Origin of the sequence: Apilactobacillus kunkeei (genome assembly GCF_001421115.1) — a bacterium.
Lineage (GTDB): Bacteria > Bacillota > Bacilli > Lactobacillales > Lactobacillaceae > Apilactobacillus > Apilactobacillus kunkeei_F.
On sequence record NZ_JXCW01000004.1, the window covers coordinates 243,767 to 258,925 of the forward strand.

Below are 15,159 nucleotides of genomic sequence, written 5' to 3' on the forward strand. Positions count from 1 at the left end.
TTGGTATTTATTAATCTTTACTAATTTTTAGGTAATACAATATTCAATAAAATTCCTAGGATTACGGACACAGCTAGTCCATTTAATGGCAATGTTCCAATTTTAATCATGAAACCACCGACTCCAATTACCAAAATGGTGGAAACAATCATCAAATTACGCTTATTTGCTAAATCAATTTGATTTTCAATCATGATTTTAATCCCGCTAGAAGCAATTGTTCCAAATAATAGGAAACTGATACCACCGATTACAGGTAGTGGCATTTGCATAATTAGCACATTTAACTTGTTCACAAATGAGAATAAAATGGCAAACACTGCGGCACCAATCAATACATAGACACTGTGAATCTTAGTAATTGCCATCACTCCGATGTTTTCACCATAACTAGTTACGGCTGGACCACCGACTAATCCAGCAAACATTGAAGCTAGACCGTCACCTGTTAGGGTTCTGTTCAAACCAGGATCCTTAAAGTAGTTTCTGCCTGTTAATTCATCTAGTACCATCAAGTGACCTAAATGTTCTGTAATGGTAACGAAGGCAATTGGCGCGATGGCGATGATTGCACCCCATTCAAATTTCACATTGTATGAAACGAACGGAATTTCAAACTTAGGCATTGAAAACCATGGTGCATTGGCGATTGTACTTAGATTAACTAATCCCATTGCAATTGATATAACATATCCGCAAACGATGGCTAATAGAATTGGCATAAAGCCTAGAAAGCCCTTTAGGTACATGTTAAAGAAGATTGCTAATAGTAGCGTTATCAATGCGACAAACACGTATTTGTAGTCATAATTTCCCTTGTTTAGCATCGCATCATTGGCAGCACTAGATGCTAATGATAAACCAATTACGATTACAACCGGACCAACCACGACTGCTGGAAGTAACTTATCAATCCATTCTGAACCAATCATGGCAACAATCAGTGCAACAATTAAATAAATTACACCAACCGCGATGACCCCTTGGGCAATTCCCGGATAGCCAGTCACTTGCATTAAATACTTCATAGGTACGATGAACGCGAAACTAGATCCCATGTAAGCCGGAATCTTCTTTTGTGTTACTAGAATGTGAATTAAAGTCCCCACTCCTGAAGTAAACAAAGCGATGCTTGGGCTCAATCCTACCAATAGCGGTACGATTACTGTACTTCCAAACATTGAAAACATATGTTGTAATGATAAACCGACCCAAAGCCAGAATCCTGGTTTATCGTTAACATCTAAAATGGTGTCTGAATTTTTATTCATAACCAATCCCCCTAAATGATTTCAGAGCTTTAATCTAGCAAAAAAGGTCCATTCATCCCTAGACGAATAGACCTTCACAAATTTTTATTAAATTCGCTAATCTTATCAGCCTCACGGGACTAAATTAAAGACTCTATATTTTTAATATATCATACTGATAATTTCTTATGAAGTCAATTACTTTTTATCGCTTTCTTCTTCATCAGTTTGTAGAACAGCCATGAATGCGGCTTGTGGAATCTCCACCTTACCAACGGCCTTCATACGTTTCTTACCAGCTTTTTGCTTTTCTAATAGCTTCATTCTTCTGGTTCTGTCACCACCGTATAGGTGAGCGGTAACATCCTTACGGTATGCCTTGATGTTAGTTCTAGCAATTACCTTAGCACCAATTGCGGCTTGGACAGGAATTTCGAAGTTTTGACGTGGAATAATCTTCTTAAGTTTTTCAACGATTACTCGAGCACGGCTAGCTGAGAATTGACGGTGAGAAATAAAACTCAATGCATCGACTTTTTCACCGTTCAATAGGATATCAATCTTAACTAGATCAGAAGGCTTGTAGTCCCCTAATTCGTAATCAAGTGATGCATATCCTCTAGTGGTTGACTTCAACTTATCGAAGAAGTCAAAGATGATTTCTGACAATGGAATTGAGTACATGATGTTAACACGGTAATCATCAATATATTCCATCGTTTCGAATTGACCACGACGTGATTGGCAAAGTTCCATCACGGCACCAACGTAATCATTAGGCACCATTACAGTTGCTTTTACGTATGGTTCTTCAACCGCTTTGATTTCTGAAGCATCTGGCATTTCAGATGGGTTTTCCACATCTTTTCTTTGACCATCGGTAGTAAAGACGTGGTAAGTAACGGATGGAGCAGTAGTGATTAAATCTAGATTGAATTCTCTTTCTAGACGTTCTTGCACAACATCCATGTGTAGCATTCCTAAGAATCCACATCTAAAACCAAATCCAAGTGCTTGTGATGATTCAGGTTCGAATTCCAAGGCAGCATCGTTTAGCTTAAGTTTTTCAAGTGATTCTCGTAAGTCACCAAACTTAGCATTGTCGGTTGGGTATAAACCAGAATATACCATTGGTTCCATTTCACGGTAACCTGGTAATGGTTCATCAGCTGGATCATCCGCATTAGTAACAGTATCCCCAACACGGGTTTGGTTGATATCCTTAATACTTGCAGTGATGTAACCAACGTCTCCTGCCATTAGGTATTCTCTTTGAACAGGATGTGGTGAGTTCACACCCACTTCGGTAACTTCGTATTCACTACCACTGTTCATTAAGCGAATCTTATCTCCTGGTTTAACAACACCATCACGTAAACGAACACTCAAAACAACTCCACGATAATCATCGTAAACAGAGTCAAAGACAAGTGCCTTTAGTGGTGCATCTAAATCACCTTGAGGTGCAGGTACTTCTTCTACGATTCTTTCCAATAAGTCTTCAATTCCGATTCCCTTTTTAGCACTAGCTAAAACGGCGTTTTCGGCATCGATACCAATGATATCTTCAACTTCTTTTTTAACCATATCTGGTTGTGCAGAAGGTAAATCAATCTTATTAATTACAGGAACAATTTCCAAGTCATCATCGATTGCCAAGTAAACATTGGCTAGAGTTTGGGCTTCAACACCTTGAGCAGCATCGACAACTAAAACGGCCCCTTCACAGGCAGCCAAACTTCTTGATACTTCGTATGAGAAATCGACATGTCCCGGTGTATCGATAAGATGAAATTCATAGTCATGACCATCCTTAGAATGGTACTTTAGCTCAACTGCATTCAACTTAATTGTGATTCCACGTTCTCTTTCTAGTTCCATGTCATCCAATAATTGGTTTTGCATATCTCTTTTTGCGACAGTATCTGTCATTTCTAAAATTCGATCGGCTAAAGTAGATTTACCATGATCAATATGAGCAACAATCGAAAAGTTACGAATGTATTTTTGATGTTCCTTCATTTTTGCTATGTCCATGTTTATTCCTACTTTCAACGTAATGTATTAATACAATTATAACAACCAAAAAGACAATGCACAAACTAAATCATGCTATCAGAATTCTTTTCGGCAACAAAAAAGAGTCGCATAAGCGACCCTTAATTTATTTCTTGCCGTTCATAGCATCTTTCATCTTTTCGAAGAATCCACCATTCTTGTATTCTTCTTCACCAGATGCTTCAGCAAAAGCTTTTAGAGCTTGTTTTTGTTGTTTGTTTAAACTCTTAGGAGTGACAATCTTAACAGTAACTAGTTCATCACCTTTTGAACTGCTGTTAATCTTAGGCATTCCCTTACCTCTTAGTCTGAAAGTAGTGTTTGATTGAGTTCCAGCTGGAACCTTCATTTCAACATCACCATATACGGTCTTAACCTTGATGGTGCTACCTAGAGTAGCTTGAGTAAATGAGATGTTTTGTGAGTAATGTAAATCAGCGCCATCACGTTCAAAGTCACGACTAGGTTTTACTCTAAATACGATGAATAAGTCACCGTAAGGTCCACCGTTTTCACCGGCTTCACCTTGACCTTGTAATCTCATTTGTTGTCCATCATCAACACCGGCAGGAATGTTTACTTCTACCTTGTGACTTTCGTGCATGTGACCTGAGCCACCACACTTAGGACACTTGTCCTTAATTTCTTTACCAGTTCCACCACAAGTAGGACATGGATGTTGAGTTTGCATTTGACCTAATGGTGTATTTTGAACTGATGTTACGTAACCACTACCGTTACATTGGTGACAAGTTTCTGGATGAGTCCCTGGTTTTGCACCTGATCCATCACAGGTATCACACTTAGCTTCACGGTCGTATCTGATAGTAGTCTTCTTACCGAAAACGGCATCTTCAAAATTGATTGTCATTTGGTATTGAAGATCTCTACCCTTAACAGGAGCATTTGGGTCTCTTTGAGCACCTCTTGCACCACCACCAAAGAATTGGCTGAAGATGTCGTCGAAACCGCCGCCACCGAAACCAGAGAATCCTCCAGCTCCGCCACCGAAGCCGCCGGCACCTCCGCCGAATCCACCGGCTGGGCCATCAGCTGAACCAAATTGGTCGTAATTACGACGTTTTTGTTCATCACTTAGTACTTCGTAAGATTCGTTAATTTCCTTAAACTTCTTTTCAGCACCGGGTTCTTTGTTGATATCAGGATGATACTTCTTAGACATTTTACGGTAAGCGTGCTTAATGTCATCTTGACTGGCGTCTTTTGATATTCCCAGAATTGAATAGTAATCCTTATCTGCCATTTTTATCCCCCATAACCTTCATTTTGAAATAAAAGGCCAAAGCCCAACAAGTCAGACTTTGACCCTTTTTAAAGTAATCTAATTACTTATTGTTTTTGTCATCATCATGAACTTCATGGAAATCGCCGTCAACAGTGTTGTCGTCTTTACCCTTGTTGTCTGATGAATCGTTTGCGTTACCTTGTTGATCTGAACCTTGTTCTTGTTGTTGTTGGTATAACTTAACAGCAAGTGCTTGAACTTGTTGGCTCAAATCATCCTTCTTAGCCTTCATTTCGTCTAAGTTGTTGTCTTCTTTAGCCTTCTTCAATGCATCTTCAGCTTCTTTAGCCTTCTTGATTTCATCTTCAGAAACCTTACCTTCAACATCCTTTAGAGTCTTGTCAGTTTGGAAGATTAATTGATCTACTTCGTTCTTCAAATCAACTTCTTCTTTACGCTTCTTGTCTTGTTCTTCGTTCTTCTTAGCTTCATCCATCATACGGTTGATTTCATCATCTGATAGACCGTTTGAATCCTTGATGGTAATCTTTTGTTCCTTACCGGTACCTTTGTCCTTAGCAGAAACGTTTACAATACCATTCTTATCGATATCAAACTTAACTTCGATTTGAGGAACACCACGAGGTGCAGCAGGAATGTCAGTTAATTGGAATTGACCTAAAGTCTTGTTGTCAGCTGCCATTGGACGTTCACCTTGTAGTACGTGAATATCTACGGCTGGTTGGTTATCAGCGGCAGTTGAGAATACTTGTGACTTAGAAGTTGGGATAGTTGTGTTTCTATCAATTAACTTAGTGAATACACCACCCATAGTTTCGATACCTAATGATAGTGGAGTAACATCAAGTAATACAACGTCCTTAACATCACCAGTTAGAACACCACCTTGAACAGCAGCACCTAAAGCAACAGCTTCGTCAGGGTTGATTGAGTGGTTTGGTTCCTTACCAGTCCAGCTCTTAACAGCTTCTTGAACGGCTGGGATACGAGTTGAACCACCATTTAGGATAACTTCATCAATATCTGAAGTGCTTAGACCAGCATCCTTTAGAGCATTGTCAAAAGCAACCTTAGTCTTGTCAACTAAGTCAGAAGTTAATTCGTTAAACTTAGCACGTGATAGTGTAGTTTGTAAGTGAAGTGGACCATTTTCACCTGATGAGATGAATGGAAGACTGATTTCAGTTTCAGAAACACCTGATAGATCCTTCTTAGCCTTTTCAGCAGCATCCTTTAGTCTTTGTAATGCCATCTTGTCTTGTGATAAGTCGATGCCATTTTCGTTCTTAAATTGTTCTACTAGGTAGTCCATAACTCTCTTATCAAAGTCATCCCCACCTAAGTGAGTATCACCATTAGTTGATAGTACTTGGAATACACCGTCACCTAATTCAAGAACGGAAACATCAAAAGTACCACCACCAAGGTCATATACAAGAACTTTTTCGTCTTTGTCTTGCTTGTCTAGACCGTAAGCTAATGATGCAGCAGTTGGTTCGTTGATGATACGTTTTACATCTAAACCAGCAATCTTACCAGCATCCTTAGTTGCTTGTCTTTGTGAGTCATTGAAGTATGCAGGAACAGTGATAACAGCTTCGCTAACAGTGTCACCTAAGTAGTCTTCAGCGAATCCCTTGATGTATTGTAGGATCATTGCTGAGATTTGTTGTGGAGTGTACTTCTTACCATCAACATCTACAGTGTAACCTTCTTCACCCATGTGACTCTTAATTGAAGCAATGGTGTTTGGGTTAGTGATCATTTGACGCTTAGCAACTTCACCAACTTGTGGTTCACCATCTTTAAATGCAACAACAGATGGAGTTGTACGTGAACCTTCTGGGTTAGTAATGATTTTTGGTTCTTTACCTTCAAGAACAGCAACAGCTGAGTTAGTAGTACCTAAATCGATACCGATAATTTTATTACTTGCCATAATTTATTATCTCCTTGATTATTTTTTATTGAGCAACTACAACCATGCATGGTCGAATAACACGATCAGCTAGTTTGTAGCCTTTTTGTAAAATTTCTACAACAGTGTCTGCTGGATGATTATCATCTGCAGGAACTGTTTGAACCGCTTGACACTCGCTTGGGTCAAATGGTTTGTTTAAGACATCAATTTCTTCAATGCCATTTTCAGATAATGCTTTGTTGAAATGCTTTAGAACAAGTTCAACACCTTGTTTTAATTGCTTTCCACTATCATCTGAAACTTCAACACCCAAAGCACGTTCCAAGTTATCCATTGCAGGTAAGATACTAGTTGCTAGTTTTTGACCATCATACTTGTAGATATCTGCACGTTCACGCTTGAATCGTGTTTGCATGTTTTGCATTTCTGCTTCAGCACGAAGATACTTGTCAGAGAAATCTTCAACTTGTTGTTGAAGTTCTTCAACTTGCTTTTCTAATGAATCTTTTTTATCTTTCTTAGCGTCCTTCTTTTTGTCGGCGCCTTTGCCCTTAGCAGCTTCTTTCTTTGAAGTTGCTTTTTCTAGGTCTTTTTCATCATCCTTCTTGCTAGCCAAATGAATGCCTCCTTTTACTGATTATATTTATCATAATAATTTCTCAGTTTCTTTGATAATTCATTTCTAAATCCATCAACGATTCCAATTACTCTCGAATATGGCATCCTAGTAGGACCTAGAACGGCGATAACACCCTTTCCATATGGTCCAACATCATAGGAACCAGTAATAATACTGTAATCCTTTAATAGATCATTGCTTAATTCCGGTCCAATTTGAACGGAAATCGAATTATCCGAACTCTTGATGAACTTCGCAGCATCATCAGTATCATTTAACAATGAGTAAATTGGCTTTAGATAACTGATGTCATTATTATCAGTAAAACTCAATAGATTCAATTCACCACCGATATAAAACTGATTAGTAGAAGCTTGCATCAAAACATCATCAAGAGTTTGAACTAAGCTATCAGGGTTCTTCACGTACTTGAGAATTTCAGGTACGATTTCTGTCTTCAACTTAGTGATAACTTCGTCTAAAGGCTTCCCTGCTAACTTGTCATTGATCATTCTGACAACGGCATCTAACTTGTCACCGCCCAAGTCACCATCAATATGGAAAACCTGGTTAACAACTTCATCATTATCAGTGATTAGAATTGCCATCACCTTATGATTGCCAAGTGGAACTAAACGAAAGCTCCCCAAAATGGGAGTTGTTTCTTGTTCCGGCTTTAAAGTCAATGCAGTGTAATTTGTTAAGTTAGATAGAATGTCAGCTGATTGTTGAACAATTTCATCAATTTGTCTAAACCTTCCTGATAGTGAGTTTTGAATCATCATCATATCACTATTATCAATTGGATTTGGATTCAACAAGTTATCAACATAGTAGCGATAACCTTCGATTGATGGAACACGTCCCGATGAAGAATGATTCTTGGTAATTAAACCAATTTCTTCTAGAAATGCCATTTCATTTCTGACGGTTGCTGAACTGACATGTATTGGTAATTGACTGGATAATGCCTTTGAACCAACAGGAACACCTGATTTTGTGTAATCATTAACGATGATTTTCAAAATCATTTTTTCTCTTTCAGTAAGCACACCCGATCACTCCTTATCGATTAGCACATTTAGCAGTCATCTGTGTTAAGTGCTAACCACAATTATTAATTTACCAAAGCCATCTATATAAGTCAAGAAAAAGACTAGTTGTTTTCGAAATATTGACGGGTAAAATCTTCGTCAGATTGAAGTTGCTTAATTAGCTTATCAATCCCTTCAAACTTCACTTCACCACGAATACGATATAACCAATCTACCTTTAATACTTCTCCATATATATTGTCATTAAAGTCTAAAATATTAATTTCCACTGTGATTGGGTTCTTATCACCAAAGGTGACGTTTCGCCCAATCGATGCCATCCCATGGTACTTTTGATCACCAATAATCACATCAACTACATAGACACCGATAGTTGGTAGCCATTGTAGTTCATCGTGTTCGATGTTGGCGGTTGGGTAACCTAATTCACGACCACGGGCAAAGCCATGGACAACGGTGCCACCAGTTTGAAATGGTCTGCCCATCAAATGGTTCACTGTTTGAATGTGACCTTCGTCTAGATTCTTTCTAATTCGAGTTGAACTGATCTTTTCCAATTGGTAATCTGCCAAGTCAACGGCAACTACGTCAAATCTGTCTTTCGCATAATTGGGTAGTAAGTCCATTGTTGCGTCCTTGGCACCATAGGTATGATCTGTTCCGGCAATTACGGTGTCGGCATTAAATCTAACTAGGTAGTTATCAACAAATTCTTGTGGTGTTTGGTTTTGAAAACTAAAACTATAGTTAACCACGAACACCTTGTTAACACCCAATGATTCAAACATTTCATTTTTACTATCTGGCATAATGATGTTTCTTCTATCATGTGGTGATAATTGTTTATATACTACAGCAGGTTTATGGTCATAAGTTAATACTGCCAAAGGTAGGTTCTTTTGCATGGCAATATCGCGCGCTTTTTCCAATACCTTTTGATGGCCTAAATGAATTCCATCGAAGTAGCCCATTGCTAAAACTAGCTTTTCTGATTGATGAAAATCAGAACTCAATGGATGATGTAATTTGATTATTTCCATAATTTCATGCCTTTCGATTATTGATTGCTAAACATTTTTTCTGGTTTGTAAATTTGTTTGTTTTCGTCAAAGAAGTACAAAGCCTTAACTTCGTTGTTAAACGTTAACACACATTTATCGTCATTTATACCTAAAGCACCTGAATCCAAGAAACCACCATTTTGGACGATTTTCCATTGGCCTTCATTTAGTTCAACGTGCTTAAAGTCGGTCAATGCGTAATCAATTGATTTAACGATGTCATCGATAGTGCCATTGTCTAAGGCTGATTTTACGTCACTAATCTTAAAAGTATCTTCAATTGTAAAACCACCACTCTTAATTCTAGTTAAACTAGACATCACGGCTGGCATATCAATCTTTTTGCCAAAGTCAACAGCAAGCGTTCTTACATATGTTCCCTTACCACAACCAACTTCAAAAAAGATAGTTTGTTGTTTTTTGTCTTCATCATAAATGCTGTCTTTGATTTGTTTAAAGTAATGAATTTGAACGTGTCTCTCTGGACGTTCTACTTCCTCACCATTTCTGGCGTATTCATAAAGCCTCTTACCATTTACTTTAACAGCTGAATACATTGGTGGGATTTGAATTAAATCTTCAGAAACAAAACTGTTAAGTAGTTCATCAATTTCATCATCTGTTAGTGGCTTTTCTAGTGGTTTAGTACTGACCACTTCACCGTCTAAATCTTCGGTAGTGGTATCAAAACCTAAGGTAATGCTACCTTGGTATACCTTTCCTGAGTTCATTAGGTATTCCACTAGTTTGGTACCCTTACCTAAACAAATTGGTAAAACTCCTTCTACGTTTGGATCTAGTGTTCCACTGTGACCAATTCGCTTCATTTTTAAAATGCCTCGTAATTGACTAACGCAGGCAAAACTGGTCATACCCTTTTCTTTATATAATGGGATAATTCCGTCCATATTACACGACTCCTCAGATGTTATTTATATCTTAAATTATATCATAGACGCCTTTTTTCACTAAATCAGAGCAAACAAAAAGAACCCATAACATCAGTTACGGGTTCTTTTTTATTAACGATCTTCTTGTTTTAACTTGTTGATTAATTGATCAATCTTACTTCCATATTGAATTGATTCATCCAATTTGAATGTTAATTCAGGTGTACGGTAGATACTCAAACGAGAACCTAATTCACCTCTGATTAACGATGTTGCCTTATCCAAACCTTTTTGGGTAGTTTCTTCATCATTATCGTTATCAGATAAGATGCTGTAGTAAATAGTAGCTTGTTGTAAGTCACCAGTTACGTCAACACCAGTAATAGTTACACCTTGAACTCGTGGATCTCTCACACGCTTTAATAAGATGTCATTAACTTCTTTTTGAATTTCTTGTTCTAGTCTTCCAACTCTGTATTGAGCCATACCAATTCACTCCTTTACTTAGCAGGAACTTCTTTCATTTCGTAGGCTTCTACAACGTCACCTTCCTTGATGTCGTTGTAGTTTTCAATAGTAAGTCCACATTCAAATCCTTGCTTAACTTCCTTAGCATCATCTTTGAAACGCTTCAAACTATTTAGTTCACCGTTGTAGATAACAACATTATCACGAATTAAACGAATCTTACTGTCACGTTTAATTACACCATCGGTAACCATTCCACCTGCAATTGTACCAATCTTAGAAGCTTTGTAAAGTTGTCTTACTTCAACTTCACCAGTAACTTCTTCTTTGTACTTAGGTGCTAGCATACCCTTCATAGCTGATTCTACTTCATCAATAGCATCGTAGATAACTTGGTGTAGACGAATGTCAACGTTATCAGTTTCAGCTTGAGCCTTAGCTTGTGAAGTAGCACGAACGTTAAATCCAACGATGATAGCGTTACTTGCTTCAGCCAATGCAATATCACTTTCGTTAATTGCACCTACAGAACTGTGGACTATGTTTACCTTAACACCTTCAACATCAATCTTTTGTAGACTTGATGCAAGTGCTTCAACAGAACCTTGAACGTCAGCCTTAATAATTACGGCAACTTCCTTCATTTCTCCTTCTTTTAGAGATTCGAATAAGTTATCCAAAGTAACACTGTTGTTCTTCTTACGTTCTTCCATTTGAGCTTCTTTAGCTCTTTCTTCACCAGCAGCACGGGCAGTCTTTTCATCATCGAATACTACGAAACGGTCCCCGGCTTCTGGAACATCGTTTAAACCAGTAATTTCAATTGGAGTTGATGGTTTAGCACCATCTAAGTCCTTACCCTTTTCGTTAGTCATAGTTCTAACACGACCGAATGTGTCACCAACTACGATTGGGTCACCGACATGCATAGTACCTTGTTGAACAAGTAATGTTGCAACTGGACCTCTACCACGATCTAGACGAGCTTCAATAACTGAACCGGCAGCATGTTGCTTAGGGTTAGCCTTTAATTCCATCACGTCTGATTGTAGAAGAATCATGTCTAGTAATTCATCAACGTTAGTACCCATCTTAGCTGATAGTTCAACGAAGATAGTGTCACCACCCCAGTCTTCTGGGATTAATTCGTAACTTGCTAGTTGTTCAATAACGTGGTTAGGGTTTGCACCTGGTTTATCAATCTTGTTAATTGCAACGATAATTGGAGTCTTTGCGGCCTTAGCATGGTCGATAGCTTCAATTGTTTGTGGCATAACACCATCGTCTGCGGCAACCACTAGGATTGTGATATCAGTGATATCAGCACCACGAGCACGCATAGCAGTAAAGGCAGCGTGTCCTGGAGTATCCAAGAATGTGATAACCTTACCGTTTCTTTCAAGTTGGTAAGCACCGATTGCTTGAGTAATTCCACCAGCTTCACCATCAGTGATGTGTGAGTTTCTCAAGTAATCCAATAATGTTGTCTTACCATGGTCAACGTGTCCCATGATAGTAACAACTGGTGCACGGTCTTCTAGGTAGTCAGTGTTTTCTGCTTCTTCTTCGAAGATCTTATCGATATCAGAAACGTTTACTTCAACCTTTTCTTCAGCCTTAATACCGTAGTCAGCAGCTAGAAGTTCGATCGTATCCTTATCCAATGAAACGTTTTGATTAACCATTACTCCTAATAGGAATAACTTCTTAACGATTTCAGCTGGTTCTCTATGGATAATCTTACCGATTTCTTGAGCGTTCATACCAACTGTGTATACCAATGTTTCTGGCAATGGACGTTCTTTTCTTTCTGGTGCTTTGTTGTTCTTGTGGTTTTGTCTGATACGTTGGTTCTTAGTGTACATACCAGCAAACTTGTTGTTACCACGGTTGTTTTTCTTGTTGAATTTCTTCTTGTTCTTCTTACCACCCTTTTTGAAGTTTGAAGAACCATTGTTGTTTGGTTTGTTTGTGTTGTTGCTGTTATTACTGTTGTTATTGTTCATAGATTGCTTTGCCTTATTGTTAGAATTTTTGTTTAAAGTCTTGTGTGGCTTTTCGGCAGGTTTCTTAGAATTATTGTTAGCTGGTTTGGTTGCATTAACCGGCTTTTTCTTTGGAGCAAAGTGGTCTCTGATAGCCTTTTCTTCGTTAGCATCTAGACCTGACATATGATTTTTAACGTCATATCCCTTCCTCTTTGCTTCATCAATAATTGTCTTACTAGCTACATTTATCTCTTTAGATAACTCATAAATTCTTTTCTTACCCATACCATCACGTTCCTTTACAATTAATTTGTCATTTCTTTCAAACGTTTGGCAAATCCATTGTCTGCGATCCCAATAATGGTCCGCGGCATCCCAATTGCATCACTTATCTCTACTTTAGTAAACATTTGATTGGTAGGAATGTTATATGAATTTGCCTTATCTGTAAATTTCTTCAAGCTGGCTTTTCCAGAGTCAGTAGCGATAATCAGAAATTTAATTTTATTCTTCTTGATTGCGTTGAGCAATATATCTTCACCAGTAGTTATCTTTCCGGCTCGCTTTGCTAAACCAATAAAGTTTAATATTTGTTCTTTATTTGTCATTTTCGAAAAGTTCTTTTCTGGCTTGTTTGTGGTCTACGTAAGCAATTAAATCATCGTAAAATTCATCACTTAAGTCAACTGAAAATACTTCGTTTAGTTTCTTTTCATCCTTGGCTTTTTGTGCGACTTTTACGTCAATTGAAACGTATGCCCCTCTACCTGATTTTTTTCCAGTTTCATCGATAGTAACGTTATTTTCCTTGTCCTTAACGATTCTAACTAGATCTTTCTTGGGAGCCATTTCACCAGTAACAATATCTTTTCTCATTGGAATTTTTCTTGTTCTCATTGAGTTAACACTCCTTAATCTTGTTATTATTCGTTATCGATTGCGTCGTCACTATCTTCTTGGACGTCTTCAGTTAGACCATCAGCTTCTGATTCAGACTTGATATCAATCTTGTAACCAGTCAACTTAGCAGCTAGACGTGCGTTTTGTCCACGCTTACCAATTGCTAATGATAGTTGGTAGTCAGGTACGATAACTGTACATGCACGTTCATTTTCTTCATCAAAGATAACATCCACTACTTCTGATGGGTTTAATGAATTGGCGATGAATTCGGCAGGATCTTCAGTCCATTGAACGATGTCCATGTTTTCGCCACCTAGTTCGTTAACGATAGTTTGAACACGTTGACCTCTTGGTCCAACAGTTGTACCAACTGGGTCGATATCATCGTTGTTAGATCTAACGGCTACTTTAGCACGGTCTCCGGCTTCTCTAGCGATTGATACAACTTCAACAGTTCCATCGTAAATTTCAGGAACTTCTTCTTCAAATAGTCGTTTTAATAAACCAGGAGCAGTACGACTAACGAAGATTTGAGGACCCTTAGTAGCGTCTTCAACACGGTTAACGTAAACCTTGATTCTGTCTTGTGGTCTGTATGTTTCATTTGGCATTTGGTCATTCTTAGGCATAACTGCTTCAACCTTACCTAAATCAACATATACAAAACGATCATCTTGGCGTTCAATTTCACCAGCGATTAGTTCGTCTTGGTACTTGCTGTACTTGTTGTAAACAATTGTTCTTTCAGCTTCTCTAACTCTTTGCATGATAACTTGCTTAGCAGTTTGAGCAGCGATTCTACCAAAGTTCTTAGGAGTAACTTCAAACTTAATTTCGTCACCTAATTCGTAACCACGGTTTAATTGTAATGCATCTGATAGACTGCATTCTAGTCTTGGGTCAACTACATCTTCAACAACAGTCTTAACAGCGTAAACATGGATGTTACCCTTCTTGTCGTCAAAAGCAACTTCAACGTTTTGTGCTTGGTTGTAGTTTCTCTTGTATGCTGAAGTTAATGCAGCTTCTAAAGCATCAATAACAGTTTCTTTAGAAATCCCTTTGTCGTTTTCTAGGGCATCTAGTGCACCTAAAAGTTCTTTACTCATTTTTGATTGTCTCCCTTAGCTAAAATTTAATTGCTAATCTTGCTTTGGCAATTGATTTTCTTGGTATTGTTAGATCCTTAATTCGACCTTTTAAATTAACAGTCAAAACTAATTTATCTTCGCTTAATTCTTTTAAAGTCCCTTCGTAGACTTTTTCACCGTTAATGGGTGCATACAATGAAACATGAATGTATTCATTAACAGCTTTTTCATAATCTTCTGGTTTCTTTAGAGGTCTTTCAGCTCCTGGAGATGAGACTTCTAGAAAGTAAGCTTGTGGAATTGGATCCGGATCCATTGAATCTAATTTTTCACTTAGTTCGTCAGATACTAACGCACAGTCTTCAATATTGATACCACCGTCCTTATCGACATAAACCCTTAAATACCAATTCTTGCTTTCTTTTACAAATTCGATGTCATATAAATAAAAGTCATGACTATCTAGAATTGGAGTTACTACTTCTTTTATCACTTCTGTAACTTCGCTCAATGATACGCCTCCTAAAAAAATCCAATAAAAAGAGCGAGCATTTCTGCTCACTCCTTTCTCTCAGATATAAATCATAA

The 15,159-nt window shown here is 37.9% G+C and carries 14 protein-coding genes; all 14 read right to left on the reverse strand.

Annotated elements, in window-relative coordinates:
- Positions 1–20 precede the first annotated feature (20 nt).
- Positions 21–1,271, reverse strand: coding sequence for a uracil-xanthine permease family protein (locus RZ55_RS03975; protein WP_054483515.1), 1,251 nt, complete (start codon positions 1,269–1,271; stop codon positions 21–23).
- 177 nt (positions 1,272–1,448) lie between these two features.
- Positions 1,449–3,287 carry a translation elongation factor 4 gene (gene lepA / locus RZ55_RS03980; protein ID WP_054483517.1) on the reverse strand — a complete coding sequence of 613 codons (1,839 nt, stop codon included), beginning with the start codon at positions 3,285–3,287 and terminating at the stop codon, positions 1,449–1,451.
- 127 nt (positions 3,288–3,414) lie between these two features.
- Positions 3,415–4,572: a molecular chaperone DnaJ gene (gene dnaJ, locus RZ55_RS03985; RefSeq protein ID WP_057175829.1), complete on the reverse strand. Its 1,158-nt coding sequence runs from the start codon at positions 4,570–4,572 to the stop codon at positions 3,415–3,417.
- Positions 4,573–4,654: 82 nt separating this feature from the next.
- Positions 4,655–6,514, reverse strand: coding sequence for a molecular chaperone DnaK (gene dnaK / locus RZ55_RS03990; protein WP_034531659.1), 1,860 nt, complete (start codon positions 6,512–6,514; stop codon positions 4,655–4,657).
- Positions 6,515–6,539: 25 nt separating this feature from the next.
- Positions 6,540–7,112: a nucleotide exchange factor GrpE gene (gene grpE, locus RZ55_RS03995; protein ID WP_057175830.1), complete on the reverse strand. Its 573-nt coding sequence runs from the start codon at positions 7,110–7,112 to the stop codon at positions 6,540–6,542.
- A 14-nt stretch (positions 7,113–7,126) separates the two neighbouring features.
- Positions 7,127–8,167, reverse strand: coding sequence for a heat-inducible transcriptional repressor HrcA (hrcA, locus tag RZ55_RS04000; protein WP_034531663.1), 1,041 nt, complete (start codon positions 8,165–8,167; stop codon positions 7,127–7,129).
- 104 nt (positions 8,168–8,271) lie between these two features.
- A complete protein-coding gene (gene ribF / locus RZ55_RS04005) occupies positions 8,272–9,210 on the reverse strand; it encodes a riboflavin biosynthesis protein RibF (RefSeq protein ID WP_057175831.1) in 939 nt (312 codons plus the stop codon).
- 17 nt (positions 9,211–9,227) lie between these two features.
- The gene (truB, locus tag RZ55_RS04010) at positions 9,228–10,139 is read right to left on the reverse strand and encodes a tRNA pseudouridine(55) synthase TruB (protein ID WP_057175832.1); all 912 of its coding nucleotides are present in this window, start codon (positions 10,137–10,139) and stop codon (positions 9,228–9,230) included.
- 114 nt (positions 10,140–10,253) lie between these two features.
- Positions 10,254–10,607 (reverse strand): 30S ribosome-binding factor RbfA, encoded by a 354-nt coding sequence (rbfA, locus tag RZ55_RS04015; RefSeq protein ID WP_034531668.1) that lies wholly within the window; start codon positions 10,605–10,607, stop codon positions 10,254–10,256.
- Between the two features lie 14 nt (positions 10,608–10,621).
- The gene (gene infB, locus RZ55_RS04020; protein WP_057175833.1) at positions 10,622–12,862 is read right to left on the reverse strand and encodes a translation initiation factor IF-2; all 2,241 of its coding nucleotides are present in this window, start codon (positions 12,860–12,862) and stop codon (positions 10,622–10,624) included.
- A 20-nt stretch (positions 12,863–12,882) separates the two neighbouring features.
- Positions 12,883–13,185 carry a L7Ae/L30e/S12e/Gadd45 family ribosomal protein gene (locus RZ55_RS04025; RefSeq protein ID WP_034531672.1) on the reverse strand — a complete coding sequence of 101 codons (303 nt, stop codon included), beginning with the start codon at positions 13,183–13,185 and terminating at the stop codon, positions 12,883–12,885.
- Entirely contained in the window at positions 13,175–13,474 is a 300-nt protein-coding gene (gene rnpM, locus RZ55_RS04030; RefSeq protein ID WP_034531674.1) for an RNase P modulator RnpM, read from the reverse strand. Before rnpM ends, RZ55_RS04025 begins: the two co-directional genes overlap by 11 nt.
- 26 nt (positions 13,475–13,500) lie before the next feature.
- Complete coding sequence (nusA, locus tag RZ55_RS04035; protein WP_057175834.1) at positions 13,501–14,589, reverse strand: transcription termination factor NusA; 1,089 nt, start codon at positions 14,587–14,589, stop codon at positions 13,501–13,503.
- Between the two features lie 19 nt (positions 14,590–14,608).
- The gene (rimP, locus tag RZ55_RS04040) at positions 14,609–15,082 is read right to left on the reverse strand and encodes a ribosome maturation factor RimP (RefSeq protein WP_057175835.1); all 474 of its coding nucleotides are present in this window, start codon (positions 15,080–15,082) and stop codon (positions 14,609–14,611) included.
- Between the last annotated feature and the right edge of the window lie 77 nt (positions 15,083–15,159).